The 20639-nt window shown below is 70.6% G+C and carries 22 protein-coding genes; 6 read left to right on the top strand and 16 right to left on the bottom strand.

The genetic code is table 11. The annotated features are described in order from the left end of the window. Positions 1–154: 154 nt before the first annotated feature. Entirely contained in the window at positions 155–1258 is a 1104-nt protein-coding gene (modC, locus tag A3862_RS19505; protein WP_111473903.1) for a molybdenum ABC transporter ATP-binding protein, read from the bottom strand. A gap of 62 nt (positions 1259–1320) precedes the next feature. Here modC and A3862_RS19500 point away from each other — a divergent pair, with 62 nt between their 5' ends. Beyond that, the gene (locus A3862_RS19500; protein ID WP_043384205.1) at positions 1321–1977 is read left to right on the top strand and encodes a glutathione S-transferase; all 657 of its coding nucleotides are present in this window, start codon (positions 1321–1323) and stop codon (positions 1975–1977) included. A 30-nt stretch (positions 1978–2007) separates the two neighbouring features. Here the strand turns inward: A3862_RS19500 and modB are convergent, their stop codons facing one another. The 4 genes from modB to A3862_RS31590 form a co-directional block, all read right to left on the bottom strand. Continuing rightward, a complete protein-coding gene (gene modB, locus A3862_RS19495; RefSeq protein ID WP_043345507.1) occupies positions 2008–2700 on the bottom strand; it encodes a molybdate ABC transporter permease subunit in 693 nt (230 codons plus the stop codon). 15 nt (positions 2701–2715) lie between these two features. Then, a complete protein-coding gene (modA, locus tag A3862_RS19490; RefSeq protein ID WP_111473902.1) occupies positions 2716–3531 on the bottom strand; it encodes a molybdate ABC transporter substrate-binding protein in 816 nt (271 codons plus the stop codon). A gap of 118 nt (positions 3532–3649) precedes the next feature. Next, entirely contained in the window at positions 3650–3790 is a 141-nt protein-coding gene (locus A3862_RS19485; RefSeq protein WP_236961392.1) for a hypothetical protein, read from the bottom strand. 213 nt (positions 3791–4003) lie between these two features. Next, entirely contained in the window at positions 4004–4147 is a 144-nt protein-coding gene (locus A3862_RS31590; protein ID WP_164706382.1) for a hypothetical protein, read from the bottom strand. Positions 4148–4445: 298 nt separating this feature from the next. On the opposite strand from A3862_RS31590, the gene A3862_RS19480 reads away from it, so the two are divergent. Both A3862_RS19480 and A3862_RS19475 read left to right on the top strand, forming a co-directional pair. Then, positions 4446–5366 (top strand): 50S ribosomal protein L11 methyltransferase, encoded by a 921-nt coding sequence (locus A3862_RS19480; RefSeq protein WP_043757570.1) that lies wholly within the window; start codon positions 4446–4448, stop codon positions 5364–5366. 40 nt (positions 5367–5406) lie between these two features. Beyond that, a complete protein-coding gene (locus A3862_RS19475; RefSeq protein ID WP_043757574.1) occupies positions 5407–5595 on the top strand; it encodes a ribosome modulation factor in 189 nt (62 codons plus the stop codon). Here the strand turns inward: A3862_RS19475 and A3862_RS19470 are convergent, their stop codons facing one another. Continuing rightward, positions 5596–5859 (bottom strand): hypothetical protein, encoded by a 264-nt coding sequence (locus tag A3862_RS19470; RefSeq protein WP_043757577.1) that lies wholly within the window; start codon positions 5857–5859, stop codon positions 5596–5598. Positions 5860–5986: 127 nt separating this feature from the next. Between A3862_RS19470 and A3862_RS19465 the strand changes: the two genes are divergently transcribed. Both A3862_RS19465 and A3862_RS19460 read left to right on the top strand, forming a co-directional pair. Beyond that, a complete protein-coding gene (locus A3862_RS19465) occupies positions 5987–7825 on the top strand; it encodes an aminopeptidase P family protein (protein ID WP_043757582.1) in 1839 nt (612 codons plus the stop codon). A 119-nt stretch (positions 7826–7944) separates the two neighbouring features. Continuing rightward, the gene (locus A3862_RS19460; protein WP_193376725.1) at positions 7945–10116 is read left to right on the top strand and encodes a protein-disulfide reductase DsbD family protein; all 2172 of its coding nucleotides are present in this window, start codon (positions 7945–7947) and stop codon (positions 10114–10116) included. Positions 10117–10263: 147 nt separating this feature from the next. On the opposite strand, the gene phoB is transcribed toward A3862_RS19460, so the two are convergent. The 6 genes from phoB to pstS all read right to left on the bottom strand — a co-directional run bounded on the left by phoB (position 10264) and on the right by pstS (position 15827). Beyond that, positions 10264–10959, bottom strand: coding sequence for a phosphate regulon transcriptional regulator PhoB (gene phoB, locus A3862_RS19455; RefSeq protein ID WP_043345521.1), 696 nt, complete (start codon positions 10957–10959; stop codon positions 10264–10266). Positions 10960–11147: 188 nt separating this feature from the next. Beyond that, positions 11148–11867: a phosphate signaling complex protein PhoU gene (gene phoU / locus A3862_RS19450; protein ID WP_043345524.1), complete on the bottom strand. Its 720-nt coding sequence runs from the start codon at positions 11865–11867 to the stop codon at positions 11148–11150. A gap of 118 nt (positions 11868–11985) precedes the next feature. Then, positions 11986–12801, bottom strand: a complete 816-nt coding sequence (pstB, locus tag A3862_RS19445) for a phosphate ABC transporter ATP-binding protein PstB (RefSeq protein ID WP_043345526.1) — start codon at positions 12799–12801, stop codon at positions 11986–11988. A 20-nt stretch (positions 12802–12821) separates the two neighbouring features. Then, positions 12822–13712, bottom strand: a complete 891-nt coding sequence (gene pstA, locus A3862_RS19440; protein ID WP_075380270.1) for a phosphate ABC transporter permease PstA — start codon at positions 13710–13712, stop codon at positions 12822–12824. A gap of 12 nt (positions 13713–13724) precedes the next feature. Continuing rightward, positions 13725–14702, bottom strand: a complete 978-nt coding sequence (gene pstC / locus A3862_RS19435; RefSeq protein ID WP_111473901.1) for a phosphate ABC transporter permease subunit PstC — start codon at positions 14700–14702, stop codon at positions 13725–13727. An 84-nt stretch (positions 14703–14786) separates the two neighbouring features. After that, positions 14787–15827, bottom strand: a complete 1041-nt coding sequence (gene pstS / locus A3862_RS19430; RefSeq protein ID WP_043345532.1) for a phosphate ABC transporter substrate-binding protein PstS — start codon at positions 15825–15827, stop codon at positions 14787–14789. 267 nt (positions 15828–16094) lie between these two features. On the opposite strand from pstS, the gene A3862_RS19425 reads away from it, so the two are divergent. Next, the gene (locus A3862_RS19425; protein WP_043757586.1) at positions 16095–16340 is read left to right on the top strand and encodes a hypothetical protein; all 246 of its coding nucleotides are present in this window, start codon (positions 16095–16097) and stop codon (positions 16338–16340) included. A 15-nt stretch (positions 16341–16355) separates the two neighbouring features. Here A3862_RS19425 and A3862_RS19420 read toward each other — a convergent pair whose 3' ends face one another. The 4 genes from A3862_RS19420 to lpxC all read right to left on the bottom strand — a co-directional run bounded on the left by A3862_RS19420 (position 16356) and on the right by lpxC (position 20539). Beyond that, positions 16356–16556, bottom strand: coding sequence for a hypothetical protein (locus A3862_RS19420; protein WP_043345537.1), 201 nt, complete (start codon positions 16554–16556; stop codon positions 16356–16358). A gap of 116 nt (positions 16557–16672) precedes the next feature. After that, the gene (gene recN, locus A3862_RS19415) at positions 16673–18346 is read right to left on the bottom strand and encodes a DNA repair protein RecN (RefSeq protein WP_111473900.1); all 1674 of its coding nucleotides are present in this window, start codon (positions 18344–18346) and stop codon (positions 16673–16675) included. Between the two features lie 172 nt (positions 18347–18518). Further along, on the bottom strand, positions 18519–19400 hold the full coding sequence (locus A3862_RS19410) for an outer membrane protein assembly factor BamD (RefSeq protein WP_043345570.1): 882 nt from the start codon (positions 19398–19400) through the stop codon (positions 18519–18521). A 191-nt stretch (positions 19401–19591) separates the two neighbouring features. Next, on the bottom strand, positions 19592–20539 hold the full coding sequence (gene lpxC, locus A3862_RS19405) for a UDP-3-O-acyl-N-acetylglucosamine deacetylase (protein WP_043345543.1): 948 nt from the start codon (positions 20537–20539) through the stop codon (positions 19592–19594). Positions 20540–20639: the final 100 nt, after the last annotated feature.

Here is a 20639-nt window from a genome sequence, read left to right as displayed (position 1 = left end):
CGACCTATGGTGGCGCCGATCTTCTAACCAATGGTTGTTTTAATCGTCGATTATACAACCTTTGGGCGAAAACAGCCGCTCCGGTGCGGCGCCGGCAGGGGGGACCGCGCTGCGCCACCGCGTGCGGCGCCGACGCCGTCGCGCCGGGGCGGCCTCAGATGGCCGTCGGCGGCCGCAGCAGACCGATGCCGGCGGGATCGAAGGCCGCGCTCTTGATAATGGCATGAACGTCGCGCCCCGGCACCAGCCCGAGTTCGCGGACGGCAGCGGCGGTGACGCGCGCCACGAGGCGCGCGCCGTTGCAATCGATCTCCACCGCCGTCTCGGCTCCCGCCGGGGCGAGCCCGCAGATCCGGCCCGCCAGCACGTTGCGGGCGCTGAGCCCGCGAGGGCGCTCTGTGGCGACGAGCACGTCGCGGGCGGGAATCCGGACGCGCAGCCGCGTTCCGGGCGGGCGCGACAGCCCCGGCACCAGCAGGCGCCCGGCGGCGCCCGTCAGACGCGTGAGCCCGGTGGCGTCATCGATGGCCTCGACGACCATGTCGAGCAGCGCGCCGGCTTCGGCCTCGTGGATCGGGACGAGATCGGCCCGGCGCAGGATCGTTTCCGCGGGGCCGGCGGCGGCCACGCGCCCGGATTCCAGCACGATCACCGTGGTGGCGAGCCGTGCCACCTCGGACACTGCGTGGCTGACGTAGAAGATCGGGATGCCGGCCTCGTCGCGCAGGCGCTCGATATAGGGGAGGATCTCGGCCTTGCGGGCCTCGTCCAGGGCCGCGAGGGGCTCGTCCATCAGCAGGAGGCGCGGTCTGGCCAGGAGGGCCCGGCCGATCGCCACCCGCTGGCGCTCACCCCCCGAGAGCCCGGCAGGCCGCCGGTCGAGGAGATGGTCGATCCCGAGCATGCCCGTCACCGCCGCGAAGGCCACCGGGTCGGCACGGTGCCGGGCGAAGATGCGGCCGTAGCCGAGGTTGGTCCGGACGCTGAGATGCGGGAACAGCCGCGCATCCTGGAACACCACGCCGACCTGTCGCCGATGCGGCGGCAGGATCAGTCCCGCCGCGGTATCGACCCATGGGGCCCCCCCGACCGTGATCCGGCCCCGATCCGGGCGGGCGAGGCCGGCGATCAGGTCGATCAACGTGGTCTTCCCCGAGCCCGAGCGCCCGAACAGGGCGGTGAGCCCCGGCCCGGCCTCGAAGGCGGCCTCGAGCGCGAAGGCGCCGCGCCGGATCTGGACGTCGACCTGGATGCTCACGCGGCGGGACTCGGGTAACAGGGGCCGCGGCGCGTTCCGGCGCCGGCCCGGACTCGCCCGCGATGATTACGGTCCATCACCTCGAGAACAGCCGGTCGCAGCGCGTGCTCTGGCTGCTGGAGGAACTCGGCCTGCCCTATCGCGTGACGCGCTATGCCCGCGATCCCCGGACCCTGCGCGCGCCCCCCGAGCTCGTGGCCGTGCACCCGCTCGGCAAGGCGCCGGTGATCACCGACGGCGAGACGGTGGTCGCCGAGACCGGCGCCATCGTCGCTTATCTCACGGAGCTGGCCGGCGCGAGGCTCGTGCCCGAACCGGGGACGGAGGCGCGGCGGCGCTACGTCTACTGGTCGCATTACGCCGAAGGGTCGGCGATGCCGCCGCTGCTGCTGAAGCTGGTCTTCGGTCGGCTGGCGCCGAGCAGCCCTTGGCTGCTGCGGCCCCTCGTGCGCCGGATCGCCGACACGGTGCTGCGGGGCTTCGTCGATCCGGATCTGCGCCGGCATGCAGCCTTCTGGGAGGCGGAGCTCGCGGACCGGCCGTATTTCTGCGGCACCGATTTCTCCGCGGCCGACATCCTGATGAGCTTCCCGCTGGAGGCTTTCGCGGCGCGCGGCACGGGAACGGGCCCGCAGGTCACGGATTGGCTCGCACGCATCCATACCCGCCCGGCCTATCAGAGGGCGCTGCAGCAGGGCGGCCCCTACGCCTATGCCTGAGCGGGTCTCCCCCTTGGCGGCGGCGGCCATTCAGCCCGCCCCCAGCCGTCGACCGGCCCGCGTGGCGAGGACTTCCGAGATCAGAAGGGCCGAGACCGACAGCGCGATCGAGATCAGGGTGAGGCGCAGGGCAGGCCCCTCCCCGCCGGGCACCTGCGTCAGCGTGTAGATCGCCGACGGCAGCGTCTGGGTCTCGCCGGGGATGTTCGACACGAACGTGATGGTCGCGCCGAACTCGCCCATCGCCTTGGCGAAGGCCAGCACGGCCCCCGCGAGGCAGCCGGGCAGGCTGAGCGGCAGCGTGATGGTCAGGAACACCGCGAAGGGATTCGCCCCCAGCGTCCCGGCCGCCTGCTCCAGCCGCCGGTCGACCGCCTCGATCGACAGCCGCATCGCCCGCACCATGAGCGGGAACCCCATCACCGCGCAGGCGAGCGCCGCTCCGGTCCAGCGGAAGGACAGCACCACGCCGATCTCGGCGAGGGGGGCGCCGAGCAGACCGCGCCGGCCGAAGGCCAGCAGCAGCAGGTAGCCGGTGACCACCGGGGGGAGGATCAGCGGCAGGTGGACCAGCCCGTCGAGCAGGGCGCGGCCGGGAAAGCGGCGCCGCGCCAGCAGCCACGCCACGGCGAGGCCGGGCACGAGGCTCGCAAGCGTCGCCACCGTCGCCACCCGAAGGCTCAGGCCGACGGCGGTCCACTCCTCCGGGGTCAGACCGAACACGGGGCCGGCGCGCCGCTACTGGCTGGCGCCGGGCTGCGCAACCACCGTGAAGCCCTGGCGCTCGAAGAAGCCCCGGGCCTCCGGGCCGCGCAGGTAGCCGAGCAGGGCTCCGGCATCCGGGTTGCGCGAAACCTTGGTCACGGCCGCCGGATAGATGATCGGCGGGTGGCTGTCGGCCGGGAAGGTCGCCAGCACGTGGACGCTCGGGTCCGCGGCGGCGTCGGTGGCATAGACGATGCCGAGGGGCGCCTCGCCCCGCGCGACGAGCAGCAGGGCGGCGCGCACGTTCTCCGCCTGCGCCACCTGCCCCTTCACGGCGTCCCAGGCGCCGAGCTTCTCCAGGGCCGCCTTGCCGTACTTGCCGGCCGGGACGGCGTCGATCGTCGCCATGGCCAGCCGGCCGCCGCCGAGAATCTGCGTCAGCGTGGTGCCGAGGTCCGGCGCCAGGGCGATCTGCGGGGCCGCGGCGCCGTTCTTCGGACCCGGCGCGATCAGCACCAGGGCATTGCGCAGGAAATCGATCCGCGATCCGGTCTTCAGGAGCCCGGCCCGGTCCACGTAGTCCATCCAGGCGAGGTCGGCCGAGATGAACAGGTCCGCCGGCGCCCCCGCCTCGATCTGCTTGGCGAGGGCGTTCGAGCCCGCATAGGAGACCCGCGCGGTCTTGCCCGTCGCCCTGGTCCAGGCGGCCGAAGCGTCGTCGAGGGCGTTCTTGAGGCTGGCGGCCGCGAACACCACGACGGGCTCCTCCGCCCGCGCCGCCCGATCCCCGGGGGCGAGCGCCAGCGTTGCGAGGGCCAGCGTGGCCAGGATCCGTCGGGTCAGGCGCATGGATGGGGTCTCCCCGGTCGCGACCCGCTATATCCGGCGGGGAACGACGGGGATCATAGGGACGTGGCGGCCGCCGGCCAAGGCCGGCGGTCACGCCGGGAAGGATGCCCTCGTCGGATCACCCCAGATTGGCGTCGCGGCGATCCTTGGGCTCGGCCTCGGCGCGGTGCAGGCGGCTCAGCAGAACCAGGAGGTGGCCCGGGAGGGGCCCGTCCGGTGCGGGGCCCCCGAAGATCCGCTCACGCGGTCGGGACTGCACGGCCGTGCCTGTGACGACCACGGGCCCACGGGGGCCGGAACGCCGGGACTTGGTCACGCTGTACGCACCCTGCTCAATCGTGATTCACGTAAAAAGCCGGCAAAAACGCCGCCCGAAGCGGCTGGTTCCACGGCCCCGGTGGATCATGTGATTAACGCGCGACCATCGTGCCGCATCCCTGGGCAGTCGCGCGCACGAATCGAAAGGCGGGGCTCACCAGGTCCGGATGTCGCGGCCTTCCACCGGCTGACTCTCCGGCGCGCCGCTCATGCCGTCCGCAACCAGCAGCGCCCACAGCGTGGCCGCGGCCGTGGTCACAACCGCGAAGGCGACGCTGATAAGGAAAGGCGATGTCATGGCAGCACGATCGTCTGTCAAAACCGGCGCGCCGCTCCACGAAGTGCGGCGCGCCTGAGTCGAGGGTCTGGCCTTGGGGAAGCCGAGATTGTTTAAGCACGCGCGATGCCCCTGGACACTGATTTAGATCGCTGAGATCACAAGTATTCACCCTTGTGTCTGTCCGGCAACAAAGGGCGGGACCGCGTGTCGGCCGCGCGTCGGCCGTGTCTCCCGGGCCTCCCTGCGCCGGCGGGGACCGTATTTTTTCGCGCCAGCCCCTGGGCTGCAGCGCGCCCCGGCGTTACAGCCCGGCATCATGCTCGAAGGCCTGCCGCCCCACCGCCCGTCTCACGTCCTGCGCCTGCTGACCGATGAACGGTCGGCCCGGGCGATGACCGACCTCCTGGGTGAGATGTTCGATCCCATGGACACGGCCGTCGCCGCCTTCGAGGACGAGGACGGCCGCACGTGGCGCCTCGAAGCCTATTTCGCCGACGCGCCCGACGAGGATTACGTCCGGGACCTGATCCGGCCCGTCATCGGCGATGCGGCGGATGCGGCCGAGTTTCGCACCATCGAGCAGCAGGATTGGGTGCGCGCGTCGCTCGAGGGGCTGAAGCCGGTCCGGGCGGGACGCTTCCTCGTCCACGGCTCGCATGACCGCGACGCCGTGCGGGGCAACGATCTGCCCATCGAGATCGAGGCGGCCCTCGCCTTCGGTACCGGCCACCATGGGACCACCCTGGGCTGTCTGCGCGCGCTGGTCTCGGAGCTGAAGCGCCGGCGCCCGGCCCATGTCCTCGATGTCGGTACGGGAACCGGGATCCTCGCCTTCGCGGCCGCCAAGGCCCTGCGGCAACCCGTCGTGGCCGGCGACCTCGACGCGGAGGCCGTGCGCACGGCCCGCGAGAACGCCCGGGCCAACGGGCTCGGGCCCTATCTCAAGCTCTACGAGGGGCCGGGGGTGCGCCACCGCCTCGCCGACCGACCGCGCCATTTCGATCTCGTCTTCGCCAACATCCTGGCCCGGCCCCTACGGCTCCTCGCGCCGACGCTGACGCGCGTGGTCGCCTCCGGGGGCGTTCTGGTCCTGTCCGGCCTGATCGCGCGCGACGTGCCCGGCGTCCTCTCGGCCTACCGCCTCCAGGGCTTCTCCCTCGTCCGCCGCGGCATGATCGAGGGCTGGGTCGCCCTGGTCCTGATGCGCGGCGGCGCCGCCCGCCGCCCACGGCCCTGAGGCGCCCCGAACCGGCGGCGCGCCGGCGCGTTGATTGGCCATGAGCCAGACGTCGCTCCATGATCCGCCCGCGGACCCCATCGCCGAGGGCGCCCGCGCCCGGGCCCAGGGCCGTCCCAAGGACGCGTGCCCCTATCCGGCGAATTCGCCCGCACGCGTTGCGTGGTTCGAAGGCTATGACGGCGCGCCCATCGAGCGCATGCCGGACCTGCCGGTCACGAAGCGCTGATCAGCGCGCGGTGCGGAGGCGGCCCGACGGCGTCGAACCATCCGAGGTGGGGGCGGTTTCTGTTGCTGTTTCCGCCCCGTCTGCCCGCGACACGGGAGCGCCGAGCGCCGCCATCAGAACGCGCAGACCGTCCACCCATTCCTCGAGTTCGGCGAGCGAATCGAATCCGTCCCGGCGAACCACCGTGTCGGGTTCGATCGTCACGATGGCGTCGAAGCGGCCATCGGGTCTGTCGCTGATCCGGTAGTAGACGCGGCGTGGCATGTCTGAGGAATAGGCCAAATCCGGCGGCGTGATAAGATTGTTAGCAATCTTTTAGGCACCGCACCCGGGCGCCTCCTCTGAGGACGGGGTGTTGCGGCGTGGGAGCGGCGGGCGCTAGGCTCGCCTCATGACTGAGCCCCGTCCGCCCCAGCCGCGTCAGCGCTTCCAGAGTTTCGACGACCCGAGCCACCGGAAGGGCGCCGAGCGGATCGAGGCCTTGCGGGCCGCTCTCCGCGAGCACGGGATCGACGGTTTCGTCGTGCCCCGGGCGGACGAGCACCAGTCCGAATACGTTCCGGCCGACGCCGAACGGCTGGCTTGGCTCACCGGCTTCACCGGCTCTGCGGGGACGGCCGTGATCCTGATGGAATCCGCGGCGCTGGTCGTCGACGGCCGCTACACCCTGCAGGCGCCCGAACAGGTCGATACCGGCATCCTCACGGTGGTGCCGCTGGCCGAGTCGACGCCGGAAGCCTGGATCGGCGTCAACCTCAAGAGGGATCAGGTTCTGGGCTACGATCCCTGGCTGCATACACCCGACGGTCTCGCACGCCTGGAGCGGGCCGCCACCCGGGCCGGCGGCACCGTGCGGGCCGTGCCGAACCTCGTCGACGCCGTCTGGGCGGGCCGCCCGAGGGCCCCCGCCGGACCGGTTGTGCTCCATCCGGATGCCCTGTGCGGCGAGGCCTGCACCGACAAAATCGGCCGGATCCGGGCGGCCCTCGCCGAGGGCGGCTGCGATGCCCTGGTCATCTCGGATCCGCACAATCTCGCCTGGGCCTTCAACCTGCGCGGCTCCGATGTCGGTCACACGCCCCTGGCCCTCGGCTATGCCATCCTGCCGCGCGAGGGGTTGGCGCGGCTGTTCCTGGTCTCGCCCGAGGTCGATCCGGCGCTGCGCGCGGTGCTGGCCCCGATCGCCGAGATCCTGCCCCGGGCGGAACTGGACGACGGGCTGGGATCCCTCGCCGGCGTGCGTGTCCGCCTCGACGCGGCGACCGGCGCCGTCGCCCTGAAGGAAAAGATCGAGGCTGCCGGCGGCACCGCCGATGTCGGCAAGGATCCGATCACCGGCATGAAGGCGGTCAAGAACGCCGCCGAGATCGCCGGTGCGCGCGCCGCCCATGTCCGCGACGGGGCGAGTGTCGTGCGGTTTCTTGCCTGGCTCGACGGTGCGGCCGCGGCCGGGGGCCTCACCGAGATCGCCGCCGTCGAGGCCCTTGAGGATTTCCGCGCGGCGGGCGGCGATCTGCGCGAGGTCTCGTTCCCGACGATCTCGGGATCCGGGCCGAACGGCGCGATCGTCCATTACCGGGTGAGCCGCGCCACCGACCGGACGGTCCGGACCGGCGAGTTGTTCCTGATCGATTCCGGTGCGCAGTATCCGGACGGCACCACCGACATCACCCGCACGGTCGCGGTGGGCACGCCGAGCGCCGAGATGCGCGACCGTTACACCCGGGTGCTGAAGGGCCACGTCGCGATTGCCCGGGCGGTGTTTCCTGTCGGCACGACCGGCGCTCAGATCGACGCCTTCGCCCGGGCGCCGCTCTGGCAGGCGGGACTCGACTTCGATCACGGCACCGGCCACGGCGTCGGCGCCTTCCTGTCGGTGCACGAGGGACCGCAGCGGATCGCCAAGACCGGCACGGTGGCGCTGGAGCCCGGCATGATCCTGTCGAACGAACCGGGCTATTACGCCCGCGGCGCCTACGGCATCCGGATCGAGAACCTCGTGCTGGTCGAGCCCCGCACGATCGCGGGCGGCGAGCGCCCGATGTTGGGCTTCGAGACCCTGACGCTCGCCCCCTATGATCGGCGGCTGATCCAGCCGGACCTGCTCGAACCGGAGGAGCGCGCCTGGATCGATTCCTATCACGCCCGGGTGCGCGAGACCCTGGCGCCCCGGGTCGATGCCGGGACGCGCGACTGGCTGGAGCGTGCGACCGTGCCGCTCGCGGACTGAGCGATCGGCGTGGGATCCCGGGCGCGGCCCGTGGTAAGACCCACCGCCATCGAAACGCCCGCGCTGGCCCGGATACACCGCGCGTGAAACCGCGCCCGCCCTGCGCGCGAAGGGACAGCATGATCCGCCGCCTCGCCATTCTGATCCTGGCCTTCGCCGCGAGCCTCTCGGCCGCCGCAGCCCAAGGGGTCCCGCAGGGCTTCCGCACGCCGGCCGACCTCGTGCGGGCGAGCCTCGTGGCCGAGCCCGCCTCGGTCGCCGGCGCGCAGCCGTTCACGCTGGCGGTGCGGATGCAGATCAAGCCCGGCTGGCACGTCTACTGGCGCAACCCGGGCGATTCCGGACTGCCTCCGGAGGTGACCTGGACCCTGCCGGCCGGCTTCAACGCCAGCGCGATCCGGTGGCCGGCGCCGGAGCGCATCCCGATCGCGACCCTCATGAATTACGGCTACGAGGGTGAGGTCACGCTCCTCGTGCCCGTGACGCCGCCGCCGAGCCTCGACCCGGCCAATCCCGTTCAGATCCAGGCGAAGCTGACCTATCTCGTCTGCAAGACCGAGTGCGTCCCCGGTTCGGCCGATCTCGCCCTCACCCTGCCGGTGGGCAAGGCCGAGCCGGACCCGGCCAACGCCGCACTGTTCGCGCACGCCCGGGCTGCCCTGCCCGCGCCGGCGCTCTGGCCCCTGCGCCTGTCGAGCCAGGGCGACACGCTGCAGCTCGATTTCGCCGCGACCGGCCTGAAGCCCGAATCCATCCGGAACGCCGCCTATTTCCCCTATGCCGAGACGGCGATCGACAACGCCGCCGCGCAGGTGATGACCGTCGACGAGACCGGTCTGCATCTGACCATCGCGCGCAGCAGCCCGACCGATCCTGTGCCCGCGGCCCTGCCCGGCGTCCTGACGATCGACGAGGTCGGCATGGACGGCACCCGCCGCCTCGCCTTCGCGTATGGTGACGAGCCGGTGCTTCCTGCCGTCGCGGCTGCGTCGAGCGCGCCGAATCCGGCCGGAGCCCCGCCGGCCGCCGCCGAGTTCGACGCGCTGACCCTCGCGACCGCCGCGGCCTTCGCCTTTTTGGGCGGCCTGATCCTAAACCTGATGCCCTGCGTCTTCCCGGTGCTGTCCATCAAGGTGCTGAGCCTCGTGCGGCATGCCGGCGAGGGCCCGGCGCGGCTGCGGCTGCACGGCCTCGCCTACACGGCCGGCGTGCTGGCGAGCTTCCTCGGCCTCGCATCCCTGCTGATCGCCCTGAAGGGCGGTGGGGCCGCGATCGGCTGGGGCTTCCAGCTGCAATCGCCCGCCATGGTCGCAGCCCTCGCCTATCTGCTGTTCGCTATGGGCCTGAGCCTGTCCGGAGTGGTCCATGTCGGCGGCCGGCTCGCCGGCCTCGGAGACGGCCTGACCCGGCGTGCCGGCCTGAGCGGCTCGTTCTTCACGGGTGTGCTGGCGACCCTGGTGGCGACCCCCTGCACGGCGCCGTTCATGGGCTCGGCGGTGGGCTTCGCGCTGACGCAGAGTGCCGGTGTCGCGCTCGCCGTCTTCGCGAGCCTCGGCCTCGGCCTCGCCCTGCCCTTCCTGGTGCTGACCCTCTGGCCGCCGGCCCTGCGGGCGCTGCCGCGGCCGGGCGCCTGGATGGAGACCCTCAAACAGGTCCTGGCCTTCCCGGTCTACGCCACCGTGGCCTGGCTGATCTGGGTTCTGGCGCAGCAGGTCGATCCGCGTGGGCTGCTGGCGGCGCTGATCGGCCTCGTCCTGGTGGGCTTCGCCGCCTGGGCCTGGGAACACGGCCGCGCCGCCGCGCCCGGGGCGGGCCGGGTCGCGCGGGTCGCTGCGGCCCTCGCGCTAATCGCCGTGTCGGCCCTCGCCGTGACCCTTCCGCGGGACCGCGCCGCGCCGTCGGCGCAGGCCGCCGCCGACGGGGTCGAGCCCTTCACTCAAGCGCGTCTCGACGCCCTGGTGGACGCGCACCGCCCCGTCTTCGTGGACATGACCGCCGCGTGGTGCATCACCTGCGCGGTGAACGAGGCGACCTCGCTCAACACCAAGGCCGTGCGGGCCGCGATGGCCGAGCGCGGCGTGACCTACATGAAGGGCGACTGGACCAACCAGAATCCCGAGATCACCCGTCTGCTGGAGAAGCACGGGCGCAGCGGCGTGCCGCTCTACCTCCTCTATACCGGAACCGGAGCGCCTCAGGTGCTTCCGCAGATCCTCACCGAGGGGACGGTTCTGGCGGCGCTCGACGCCGTGCCGGTCGCGTCCGGCCGGAGCGCGGCGCTGACCCGCTGAATCTGCGCGAGGCCCGGGGGGCCGCCGGGCCTCGCAGCATCCGCCGGCCTCGAACGTCCCTGGCTCCCTTCGCTGCAAGCGGGCGGGCGGCGCGGCCGACCGGCCTCCGGCCCGGAACCCTTTGTCCCGGAACGCTTCGCGCCCCTCTCAAGCGTCGAGCGAGAACGTCTCGTCGAAGGCGTAGCCCGAGCCGCGGACCGTACGGATCGGGTCGGCTTGGCGCGGGCCGTTCAGTGCCTTGCGCAGCCGCCCGACATGGACGTCGACCGTGCGCTCGTCGATGTAGACGTCGTGTCCCCAGACCCCGTCGAGGAGCTGCTCGCGGGAGAAGACCCGGCCCGGCGCCAGCATCAGGAATTCCAGCAGACGGAACTCTGTGGGGCCGAGATGCAGCTCCTCGCCGCCGCGGCGGACGCGATGGCCGGTGCGGTCGAGTTCGAGGTCGCCCGCCGCCAGCCGGTCCGAGACATGGGCGGGCTTGGCCCGGCGGAGCAGCGCGCGGATCCGGGCAAGCAGTTCCGGGACGGAGAACGGCTTGACGATGTAGTCGTCGGCGCCCGTCCCGAGACCGCGGATCCGGTCGCCCTCCTCGCCCCGGGCGGTGAGCATGATCACGGGCAGCCGCTCGGTCTCCCGGCGCGCCCGGATCCGCCGGCACAGCTCGATGCCCGACAGGCCGGGCAGCATCCAGTCGAGCAGGACGAGATCGGGGATCCGCTCCGCCAGGAGCAGCTCCGCGTCGTCGCCGCGAGCCGCGGAATCCACCAGAAAGCCCTCGGCTTCCAGATTGTAGCGCAGCAGCGTGGTCAGCGCCTCCTCGTCCTCGACGATCAGGACTTGCATGCTCACGTTCGAAGATCCGTTCACGAAGCGGCGCCATACGGCCTGCAGGCGCGCCGACGCTCCTTTGAGCCGGCGGGCAGGCGGAGGGTGCAGGAGGCGCCGCTCAGCCTCAACCCGCACGCTCCGATTCTCGGGCGGCGCCCCACAGGAGCGCGCGCAGGCCGACGCCTGGACCGGGGGCGGCCCGCTTACGGAGCCGGCACCCCGTCCACGGTCGCATAGTTCGACGCATCGTTCTTCGGCCGGTCGCCCGCCAGGGCCTCGCCCGTGGCGAGATAATGGATCGTCTCGGCGATGTTGGTGGTGTGGTCGCCGATCCGCTCGACGTTCTTGGCGCAGAACAGAAGATGCGTGCAGAACGAGATGTTGCGCGGATCCTCCATCATGTAGGTCAGGAGCTCGCGGAACAGCGAATTGTACAGGGCGTCGATCTCGCCGTCCCGCTCCCAGACATCGTGGGCTGCCTGGACGTCGCGGCTCGCATAGGCGTCGAGAACGTCCTTGAGCTGGCCCTCCGCGAGGTCGCTCATGTGGCGCACGCCGAGAACGATCTTCTGGGCCGGCGCCTGATCGGAGATCGCCACCACCCGCTTGGCGACGTTCTTGGCGAGGTCGCCGATCCGCTCGAGGTCGCCGGAGACGCGGATCGCCGAGATCGTCTCACGCAGATCGATCGCCAGGGGCTGACGCCGGGCGATCAACAGCACCGCGCGCTCCTCGATGTCCCGCTGCAGGGCGTCGAGGCGCTTGTCGGCGACGATCACCGCCTGGGCGAGCGTGTCGTCCCGGCGCACGAGGGCGTCCGTCGCCTCCGCGGTCATCTTCTCGGCCACGCCGCCCATCTCCGAGATCGAGCGACGCAGGTTCTCCAGGTCGGTGTCGTAGGAGGTGACGATATGGCCGGGCATGGCGAATCCTTCGATGGGTCCCGGGGGCGGCGCTCCGGGGAGGCCCTCGGGGACCCGCCGGCCCTCCGCGGATGCGGCGACCGGACGACCTTCCCCGAGACCGGAGCGTTCAGGCAGACTAGCCGAACCGGCCGGTGATGTAGTCCTGGGTGCGGCGTTCCGTCGGGTTCATGAACATCCGGTTGGTCGGACCGAACTCGATCAGCTGGCCCAGATACATGAAGGCGGTGAACTGCGAGATGCGCGCCGCCTGCTGCATGTTGTGGGTGACGATCACGATGGTGAACTCGTCGCGCAACTGCTCGATCAGCTCCTCGATGCGGCCGGTGGAGATCGGGTCGAGGGCCGAGGTCGGCTCGTCGAACAGGATCACCTCTGGGCGCTGCGCCACCGTGCGGGCGATGCACAGGCGCTGCTGCTGGCCGCCCGACAGGCCCGTGCCCTGCTGCTTGAGCTTGTCCTTCACCTCGTCCCAGAGGGCGGCCTTGCGCAGGGAGGCCTCGATCCGGCCGTCGAGTTCGGATTTCGGCAGCTTCTCGTAGAGGCGCAGGCCGAAGGCGACGTTGTCATAGATCGACATCGGGAACGGCGTCGGCTTCTGGAACACCATGCCGATGCGCGAGCGCAGCTCGTTCAGGTCGATGGAGGGGCTGAGGATGTTCTCGCCGTCCAGGAGGATCTCGCCCTCGGCCCGCTGCTCCGGATAGAGGCTGTAGATCCGGTTGAAGCAGCGCAGCAGGGTGGACTTGCCGCAGCCCGAGGGCCCGATCAGCGCCGTGACCTGCCGGTCGTGAAAGTTGAGGTTGACGTCCTTCAACCCGTGGAAGCTGCCGTAGTAGAAGTTCAGGCGCTTCACGGCGATCCGCACGGGACCGCCCTCGTCGGCGCGGTTGCGGTTCAGCTCGACCGTGGGGATCGCGGAGGCGGCGTTCATCGTCGTGTCCTCGAAGGGTCTCAGCGCGAGGTCTGCGGCTTGATCACAAGGCGGGCAATGATCGACAGCACCAGGATGGTGGCGGTGATCAGAAGCGCGCCGGCCCAGGCGAGGCCCTGCCAGTTCGGGTAGGGCGACAGGGCGAACTGGTAGATCATCACCGGCAGGTTCGCGACGCCGCCCATCAGGTTGGCCGAGAACCAGGAATTGTTGTTGAGCGCGGTGAACAGCAATGGCGCCGTCTCGCCGGCGATGCGCGCCAGGGCCAGGATGATCCCGGTGACGATGCCGGCCGAGGCCGCCCGCCACGTGACGTTGATGATCACCGTCGAGGGCGGCGCCCCGAGCGCCGCGCCGGCCTCCCGCAGGGTTCCGGGGACGAGCCGCAGCATGTCCTCGGTGGTGCGGACGATCACCGGAACGGCGATGATCGCGAGCGCGACGCCGCCGGCCCAGCCCGAATAGGTGCCCATCGGCCGCACCATCAGGGTGTAGACGAACAGGCCGATCAGGATCGACGGCGCCGAGAGCAGGATGTCGTTGAGGAAGCGGATCAGGGCTGCGAGCTTCGAGCCGCGCCCGTACTCGGCCAGGAACGTCCCGGCCATGACGCCGACCGGCGTCGCGATCACGATGCCGATCCCGGTCAGGACGAGGCTGCCCAGAATGGCGTTGGCGATGCCGCCGCCCTCGGATCCGGGGCCCGGCGTCGGGTTGGTGAACAGGGTCGGCGTGAAGCCGCGCACGCCCTGGACGATCAGCATCACCAGGATCGAGCCCAGGACCAGGGCGCCCACCAGAGTCGCCCCGGTGCAGGCAACCCGCAGCGTGCGGTCGGCGATGCGCCGGCCCTGACGGACCCGGCCGGAGCGGCGCCGGGGCGCCGCGGTCATCGTGGGGGAGGCGTCCATCGCGCGTGCTCCTCAGGCGGCCTGGACGCGGCGCGTCAGCAGCCGGGCGATGATGAGAACCACGAAGGTGATCACGAACAGGATGCAGCCCAGAGCCATCAGGGCGTTGAGCTGGAGGCCGTCGGCTTCGTTGAACTCGTTGGCGATGCGCGACGCGATGGTCGAGCTCGGATCGAAGATCGAGGCCGAGAGGCGGTTGGCGTTGCCGACCACGAAGGTCACCGCCATCGTCTCGCCCAGCGCCCGGCCGAGGCCGAGCATGATCGCCCCGATGATCGAGACCGAGGCCTGCGGCACCAGCACGTGGCGCACCACCTCCCAGGTGGTGCAGCCGATGCCGTAGGCGCTCTCGCGCAGCACGGTCGGGATCTGGTCGAGCATGTCGCGGGCGATCGAGGCGATGAACGGCACGATCATGATCGCCAGGATGATCCCGGCGGTGAAGACGCCGACGCCCGAGGGCACCCGGGCGTAGAACAAGGTGCCGACGATCGGCATGCCCTCGACGAGGTTCGAGGCCGGGATCTGGATGTAGCGCGCGAAGAGCGGCGCGAACACGAACAGGCCCCACATGCCGTAGATGATGCTGGGCACGGCGGCGAGCAGCTCGATCGTCATGGCGACCGGCTTGCGGGCCCAGCCCGGGCAGAGCTGGGTGAGGTAGACCGCGATCCCGAGGGAGACGGGGACGCCGATCAGGAGCGCCAGGAAGGCGGAGGCGACGGTCCCGATCACCGCCACCAGGGCGCCGTACTGCTCGGTCCCGACGTTCCAGGCGCTGGAGGTCAGGAATCCGAAGCCGAATTCGCGGAAGGCGGGCCAACCGCCGTAGAGGATCGAGCCCAGGATGCCGGCGAGGACGAGCAGCACCAGCAGCGCTGCGGCATACGAGGAGGTCCGGAACAGGGTGTCGAGGCTCCGGCTCGGCGCCTTCCGCGCCGTCGCGGAACGGGTTCGGCCGAGGGCGATCGATTCAGTCAAAGCGGGCATCCGCTGTTCTCTGCGAAGACGGCGTGGTAGCGCGGGGCGTTCCGAGAAGCGAGGGAGGAGGTTCGCACCTCCTCCCGGCCACGCTCACATGTTGAAGACGGGCTTACCGTCCTTGCCCTTCACGTCCTTCCACTCCTGGTGGATCAGCTCGACGACGTTGTCCGGCAGCGGGACATAGTCGAGGTCGACGGCGAGCTTGTCGCCGTTCTTGTAGGCCCAGTTGAAGAACTTGAGCACATCGGCGGACTTGGCCGGATCGACGGCATCCTTGTGGACCAGGATGAAGGTCGCCGCCGTGATCGGCCACGCCGCCTCGCCCGGCTGGTTGGTCAGGGAGATGCCGAAGCCCGGGGTCGCCTTCCAGTCGGCGCTCGCCGCCGCGGCCTGGAACGCCTTGTCGTCGGGCTGCGGATACTTGCCGGCCTTGTTCTGCAGCAGGGCGTAGGAAAGCTTGTTCTGCTTGGCGTAGGCCGACTCGACGTAGCCGATCGCGTTCGGGACCTGCTTCACCGTGGCGGTCACGCCCTCGTTGCCCTTGCCACCCTGCCCCACCGGCCAGGAGATCGTCGTGGCGGCGCCGTATTCCTTCTTCCAGGGCTCGGAGACCTGGGACAGGTAGGTGGTGAAGATGTTGGTCGTGCCCGACGCGTCGGAGCGGTAGACCGGGGTGATGTTGGAGTCGGGAAGCTTCAGCCCGTCATTGAGTTTCGCGATCCGCGGATCGCTCCACTTGGCGATCTTGCCGGCATAGATGTCGGCCAGCACGTCGCCGGTGAGCTTGAGCTTGCCCGGCTCGATCCCGGGGATGTTCACCACCGGCACGACGCCGCCCATCACGGTCGGGAACTGGACGAGACCGTCCTTGGCGAGCTGCTCGGGCTTGAGGGGCGCGTCGGTGGCGCCGAAATCGACCGTCTTCGCCTGGATCTGCTTGATGCCGCCCCCGGAGCCGATCGACTGGTAGTTGAGGCCCGAGCCGGTCTCCTTGCGATAGGCCTCGGCCCACTTGGAGTAGACCGGGAAGGGGAACGTAGCCCCGGCGCCGGTGATATCGGCGGCGAGCGCCGCGGACGCCAGCTGAACCGTCGCGAGGCCGACGGCGAGCGCGTAAGCGAAGGGTCTCAAGGGATTCTCCGTTGCCGTCGGGCAAGAGCCTGCGCTGCCCTGCCGGCAAGCCCATGCCCGCGGCAGAGCTCTGCGGCCGATCTTCCGAAGAGACCCAGCGCCGGCCGCCCGATGGAGGGGCGCATACGACAGGCAGATGACACCGGGATGACATCGCGCCGCGGGCCCGACGGCACGGTTCGTGGTTCTCGCGCGTTCATAACCCGCATGGGCAGCGGGAATGCCGGGGCAATGCCAGCGGCAGTGACAGCGGGAGGACGTCGGATCGTGGGCGGCGAGGAGGTCGATACGGGGGCGGATGCCGACCCGGTCTGGTCGGCCCTGCATGCGGAGCGGGAGGCCGTGGAGCGTGCCCTCACGCTGGCGCAGGCGCGCCAGAAATTCTCCACCGATCCGGAGCTGGCGGACGCAGCGCGGCGCGAGGAGGCCGAGCTGCTGGTCAACCTCGACCGGGTGCTGACGTTGATTCGTGCCGCCGAGTATCGTCGACGGCCGGGGGCGCGCCGCTGGTAGCGGCGCGGGGCCGGATCAGATCGCCCGGCGCAGCTCCCGCTCCTTCTGGCGCAGTCGCAGAAGCAGCTCGACGTGCGTGTCGGTGATCGGCTGCGTGTCGACGCTGCCTTCGTAGACCGTGCGAAGGTTGAGGCCGAGCTGGCGCGTGTCGAGCGCCCGCTTCAGCGACTGTCCCGCAGGCAGATGCCCATCGGACTCGACGATAGCCGGCTTCATGGCTCCCTCCCGCCCTTCGACCGCCCATGCCTTCCGCGGTACCGGGATGACGGCACTTTCAAGTCGAATAGTTAACGCATCGTTAAGCTCAACCAACGGTTAAGGCTGTCGCCGGGCTACGCCTCGGCGCCCTGAAGCAGGCGCGCGGCTGCCGCCCGGGCTTCGTCGGTGACGGTGGCACCCGCCAGCATCCGGGCGATCTCCTCCCGGCGCTCGGCGACCGGCAGGCTCGACACGCGGGTGGCGACGCGGCCGGCCCCCTTCACGGGCGCCTTGGCGATCAGGAAATGCGTCTCGGCGCGCGCGGCAACCTGGGGAGCATGGGTCACCGCGACCACCTGCACGGTGGCCGCCAGCCGGGCGAGGCGCAGCCCGATGGCGTCCGCCACCGCGCCGCCGACCCCGGTATCGATCTCGTCGAAGATGAGGGTCGGAGCGGAGCCCTTGTCGGCCAGCACCACCTTGAGCGCCAGCATGAAGCGCGACAGCTCGCCACCCGAGGCGACCTTCATCATCGGACCGGGCTTGGTCCCCGGGTTTGTCTGGGCCCAGAACTCGACGCGGTCGGTGCCGGCGGCATCGCGGGAATCCGGATCCGTGACGATCTCGGTGATGAACCGGGCCCGCTCCAGCTTGAGGGGCGGCAGCTCGGCCTTCACGGCGGCGTCGAGCTGCTTGGCCGCCCGGCGGCGCCCGGCGCTGAGCTTCTTGGCAGCCTCGGCGTAGGCGGCCTCCGCCGTCGCGAGCCCCTCCTCGAGGCCGGACAGCGCCGCCTCGCCGGCATCGATGGCCGCGACGTCGTTGGCGTAGCGCTCCGCCAGGGCGGCGAGGTCGTCGGCGGGCACGTCGTACTTGCGCGACGCGGCGCGCAGGGCGAAGAGCCGCTCCTCCACGCGCTCCAGGTCGCGGGGATCGAACTCCGTCTCGGCCACCGCCGCATCGAGGACCGCCCGGGCTTCGTCGAGGGCGACCATCGCGGCGTCGAGGGCGTTCACGCACGGGTCGACGAGGGCCGGCAGCTGCGCGGCGCGGCGCTCCAGCTTGCGCAGGGCGGCCGAGAGATGCGGCACGCCGGAATGGGGTCCGCCGACCGCCTCCAGCGCCTCGTTGAGTTCGCGCGCCACCTTCTCGGATTGCTGCATGATGGTGCGGCGCTCGGCGAGCTGCGCCTCCTCCCCCGGAAGCGGCGCGAGTTCGGCGAGTTCCTCCACGGAATGGCGCAGGAAGTCGGCCTCCTTGCGGGCCGTCTCGACCCGGGCGCGGTGCTCGGCGAGTTCGGTCCGAGCCGTCCGGACGGCCCGAGCGGCGGTGCCGACCTTGGCGAGCTGGGGCTGAAGCCCGCCGAAGGCGTCCAGGATCGCGCGGTGCGAGGCGGGGTCGGCGAGCGCCCGGTCGTCGTGCTGCCCGTGGATCTCCACGAGGGCCGCGCCGATCGCCCGCAGGACCTGCACGCCCACCGGCTGGTCGTTGACGAAGGCGCGGGTCCGGCCGTCCGCCATCTGGGTCCGGCGCAGGATCAGGTCGCCTTCGGTGTCGATCTCGGCCTCCTCCGCGATTCGGCGCGCGGGATGGTCGACGGGCAGGTCGAAGACCGCCGTGACCACGCCCTGCGCCTCGCCGTGACGCACCAGGCGGCCGTCGCCACGACCGCCGAGGGCCAGGGCGAAGGCGTCGAGCAGGATCGATTTGCCCGCGCCCGTCTCTCCGGTCAGGACGCTGAGTCCCGATCGAAAATTCAGTTCGAGCCTGTCGATCAGGACGATGTCGCGAATCGCGAGCTGCGCCAGCATGCGGCGACGGGGATTCCTCAGGACGGGACCGCACACATAAGGCCGCTGCGGCGCGGATTCACCCCAAAAATGCGTCGCACCACGCAAGGGGGCGCCGCAACGGGAAAGGCCCGGAGCGGCGGCTCCGGGCCTCGATCTGTGCGCGGGACGGCCCGGTTGCGGGCTCCGATGCCTACTCGGCCGAGGCGGTCTTGCCGGTGACCGTGCGGTAGATCTTCGAGAGGAACGAGGACTTCTCCTCGCGGGGCTCGAGGCCGCCCTGAGCCAGGAGCGCGTGGGCGTCCTTGTACCAGGGGCTTTCCGGGAAGTTGTGTCCGAGCACCGCGGCGGCATTCTGCGCCTCCTGGGTGATGCCCAGCGCCCAGTAGGCCTCGGTCAGGCGCTCGAGCGCCTCCTCGGCGTGGCGGGTGGTCTGGTACTTGGCGACCACGTCGCGGAAGCGGTTGATCGCCGCCGGGAAATTCCGCTTCTCGAGGTAGAAGCGGCCGATCTCCATCTCCTTGCCGGCGAGCTGATCGCGGGTGATCTGGATCTTCGCCTTCGCGTCGGCAGCGTATTCCGATGTCGGATACTTCTGCACCAGTTCCTGGAGGGCGACGAGCGCCTTCTCGGACCGGTCCTGATCGCGGGTGACGTCCGGGATCTGCTTATAGTTCGACATCGCCATCAGGTACTGCGCGTAGGCGGCGTCCTTGCTGGCCGGATGCCGCTGCAGGTAACGCTTCGACGCGCTGATGGCGTCGTCGTATTTCTGGCCTTCGTAGTTGGCGTAGGCCGTCATCAGCAGTGCCTTCCGAGACCACTCGGAATACTGATACTGCTTGTCCAGATTGTCGAATTTCTTGACCGCGCCCTCGTAGTCGCTGTCCTCGAGCTTGGCCAAGCCATCGCTGTACAGCTTGTCGGCCGGGACGTCCGGGACGACTTCGGGTTTGTACTTCTCAGCGAAGATGCTGGTCGGGTCGAAGTCGCAGCCGCCGAGGCCCAGGCCGAGGATGGCCACGAGGGGCGCCGCGAAGGCCGCTCCCCGGCGATGACGAATGGTGACAGGCATCTGGCGCTCTTTCCCGGAACCGGCGCCGTCTCGCGCCGTCATGCCATCGCGTGGGTGGATCCGGCCCGCCCCGGGCCGTGCCCGCCGTTCACGGACCGTTAAACCGTGCCGTTCGATTCGGGCACGAAAGCGGCAAGGCTGCGGCAGCCAGGATCGGTTGCCGGCTGTGTCCCACCGGCCACAGGCGCTTTCTAGAGGTCGCCCGCGAAGGCGGCGATGCCGAGGCCGACGCCGAGTTCGGACAAAACGGTCTCGCGGCGCGAGCCCTGCGCCTCGACGATGGCGTAGTTCGCCCGGTCGGCGAAAAGGGCCGAGAGCACGCCGACATTCATCCGGTGGCCGCCGCAATAGGAGCGGTACGCGCCCTGGATCGGCAGCCCGGCCAGCGCCAGGTCGCCGATCGCGTCGAGGATCTTGTGGCGGACGAATTCGTCCTGGAAGCGCAGCCCCTCGGGGTTGACCACCGCGGTCTCGCCGACCGCCACGGTGTTCTCCAGCGAAGCGCCGAGGGCGAAGCCCGCCTTCCAGTAGCGCTCCACGTCCCGCATCATCCCGAAGGTGCGGGCGCCGGCGATCTCGCGGCGATAGGTGGCGGGCGAGAGGTCCATCGCCTTGCGGGAGCGGCCGATCACCGGGCTCTCGAAATCGATCTCGACATCGAGGCGGAAGCCGCGATCGATCGGACGCAGCTCCGCGAAGGACGTGCCGGTCTCGATGCGGACGTGGCGGAGGATCTTGAGCCAGCGCCGGGGGGTGTCGCAGGTGGCGATCCCCACTTGGTCGATCGCCTGGACGAAGGGGAGCGCGGATCCGTCGAGGATCGGCATCTCCGGGCCGTCGATCTCGATCAGGGCGTTGTCGACGCCCAGGCCGAACAGGGCGGACATCAGGTGCTCGACGGTGGCGACTGCGCCCGTCTCGACGTCACCCAGAACGGTGCAGAGTTCCGTGGCGGAGACGAGGGCGTGGTGTGCCTTGATCAGGCGATCGTTGCCGTGAGTGGTGCCGGTGCGGAGGAAGGCGATGCCATGATTGGCCGGAGCGGGCCGGATCGTGATCTCGGCGGGATTGCCGGAGTGAACTCCGATGCCCGAGAGAGTCGCCGGCCCTTTGAGGGTCGTCTGTTTGTGCGTTCGCATTCCTTAGCCCCCGGGCGCGACCAGATCCCGACACCCCGACCGGGGGTGAAGAGAAAACCGACTGATCCGTCCGCTGCTTGATGCCCTAGCCCACGCGATC

Origin of the sequence: Methylobacterium sp. XJLW (genome assembly GCF_003254375.1) — a bacterium.
Classification (GTDB): domain Bacteria; phylum Pseudomonadota; class Alphaproteobacteria; order Rhizobiales; family Beijerinckiaceae; genus Methylobacterium; species Methylobacterium fujisawaense.
The sequence above is the reverse complement of the archived record's forward strand: the minus strand, read 5'-3'. Positions and strand labels throughout refer to the sequence as shown.

Bases quoted from the DNA above. Each gene is read 5' to 3' on its own strand.
- A3862_RS19500 (WP_043384205.1), top strand. From the start codon at position 1,321: ATGATTACGGTCCATCACCTCGAGAACAGCCGGTCGCAGCGCGTGCTC.
- modA (WP_111473902.1), bottom strand. From the start codon at position 3,531: ATGCGCCTGACCCGACGGATCCTGGCCACGCTGGCCCTCGCAACGCTG.
- A3862_RS31590 (WP_164706382.1), bottom strand. From the start codon at position 4,147: ATGACATCGCCTTTCCTTATCAGCGTCGCCTTCGCGGTTGTGACCACG.
- A3862_RS19480 (WP_043757570.1), top strand. From the start codon at position 4,446: ATGCTCGAAGGCCTGCCGCCCCACCGCCCGTCTCACGTCCTGCGCCTG.
- A3862_RS19475 (WP_043757574.1), top strand. From the start codon at position 5,407: ATGAGCCAGACGTCGCTCCATGATCCGCCCGCGGACCCCATCGCCGAG.
- A3862_RS19470 (WP_043757577.1), bottom strand. From the start codon at position 5,859: ATGCCACGCCGCGTCTACTACCGGATCAGCGACAGACCCGATGGCCGC.
- A3862_RS19465 (WP_043757582.1), top strand. From the start codon at position 5,987: ATGACTGAGCCCCGTCCGCCCCAGCCGCGTCAGCGCTTCCAGAGTTTC.
- A3862_RS19460 (WP_193376725.1), top strand. From the start codon at position 7,945: ATGATCCGCCGCCTCGCCATTCTGATCCTGGCCTTCGCCGCGAGCCTC.
- phoB (WP_043345521.1), bottom strand. From the start codon at position 10,959: ATGCAAGTCCTGATCGTCGAGGACGAGGAGGCGCTGACCACGCTGCTG.
- phoU (WP_043345524.1), bottom strand. From the start codon at position 11,867: ATGCCCGGCCATATCGTCACCTCCTACGACACCGACCTGGAGAACCTG.
- pstB (WP_043345526.1), bottom strand. From the start codon at position 12,801: ATGAACGCCGCCTCCGCGATCCCCACGGTCGAGCTGAACCGCAACCGC.
- pstA (WP_075380270.1), bottom strand. From the start codon at position 13,712: ATGGACGCCTCCCCCACGATGACCGCGGCGCCCCGGCGCCGCTCCGGC.
- pstC (WP_111473901.1), bottom strand. From the start codon at position 14,702: ATGCCCGCTTTGACTGAATCGATCGCCCTCGGCCGAACCCGTTCCGCG.
- A3862_RS19420 (WP_043345537.1), bottom strand. From the start codon at position 16,556: ATGAAGCCGGCTATCGTCGAGTCCGATGGGCATCTGCCTGCGGGACAG.
- recN (WP_111473900.1), bottom strand. From the start codon at position 18,346: ATGCTGGCGCAGCTCGCGATTCGCGACATCGTCCTGATCGACAGGCTC.
- A3862_RS19410 (WP_043345570.1), bottom strand. From the start codon at position 19,400: ATGCCTGTCACCATTCGTCATCGCCGGGGAGCGGCCTTCGCGGCGCCC.
- lpxC (WP_043345543.1), bottom strand. From the start codon at position 20,539: ATGCGAACGCACAAACAGACGACCCTCAAAGGGCCGGCGACTCTCTCG.